The sequence below is a fragment of the Vibrio fujianensis genome (assembly GCF_002749895.1).
Taxonomy (GTDB): Bacteria; Pseudomonadota; Gammaproteobacteria; order Enterobacterales; family Vibrionaceae; genus Vibrio; species Vibrio fujianensis.
The window spans coordinates 307,716-308,915 of record NZ_NBUS01000040.1 but is presented as its reverse complement, the minus strand read 5'-3'; the positions used below and the strand labels follow the sequence as shown (position 1 = coordinate 308,915).

Below are 1,200 nucleotides of genomic sequence, written 5' to 3'. Positions count from 1 at the left end.
TTACATTCCACCACGAGTAACACAACATTTTTCCTACAGCCACCCTCCTAAATTTTTTACCTTTACTTAAAATAAAGTGACCCAAATCACACCAACAGCTTTCCATTTTTAGAATGTAAGTTTATGTGACAAATGCTTCATATTTTTTATCTATAGCACGGGAAAATAGTCGCCATTTATCTTAAATAACAAGGTCTATATCTATGCTCTATTTGGAATTTTTATTCCTCTTGCTGATCCTTTATACCGGCTCACGTTACGGCGGTATCGGGTTAGGGGTTGTCTCAGGCATTGGCTTGGTCATCGAGGTGTTCATCTTCAAAATGCCACCAACGTCACCCCCGATTACCGTCATGCTGATCATTTTGGCAGTGGTAACTTGTGCTTCTATTCTGGAAGCTGCCGGTGGTCTGAAATACATGCTGCAAGTCGCAGAAAAGTTGTTACGCCGTAACCCAAAGCGCGTCACTATTATTGCTCCTTTAGTGACCTATTCAATGACTTTTTTGCTCGGTACCGGCCATGCCGTTTATTCCATCATGCCGATTATCGGTGATGTCGCGCTAAAAAATGGTATTCGACCTGAACGCCCAATGGCGGCAGCTTCTGTGGCATCACAAATTGCCATTACCGCCTCTCCTATCTCTGCCGCTGTGGTGTATTACTTAGCTGAATTATCGAATATTAATCACAGCATAACCTTGCTCTCAATTTTAATGGTATCCGTTCCCGCTACATTATTTGGTACCGTATTGATGTCACTCTACAGTATGCGTAGAGGCAAGGAACTGGATCAAGATAAAGATTATCAATCAAGACTACAAGATCCTGTTTTTAAAGAAAAAATATTAAGCACAACCGCCACATCTTTAGATGAAAAACTGCCAACCGCTGCGAGAAATTCGGTATTACTGTTTATTTTATCAATTTTGGTTATTGTTTTTGTCGCCATGTTCCCTGAAGTCCGTATGGTTGGCGGTGATAAACCGGTGAATATGGCCACCGTCATTCAGATGATGATGCTCTGCTTTGGTGGGATTATTTTACTGGTCGCCAAGGTAAATCCTAAAGTGGTTCCAGAAGGCGTTGTTTTTAAATCAGGTATGGTGGCTGCGATTGCCATTTTTGGTATTGCTTGGATGTCGGATACTTATTTCCAATATGCCATGCCACAGTTTCGTTCCGGCATTATTGACATGG

General features: G+C 41.8%; 1 protein-coding gene. It reads left to right on the top strand.

The features are described 5' to 3' along the window. Nucleotides 1–203: 203 nt before the first annotated feature. Nucleotides 204–1,200: anaerobic C4-dicarboxylate transporter (locus tag B7C60_RS07265; RefSeq protein WP_245868798.1), on the top strand; the 997-nt coding region annotated here is incomplete at its 3' end.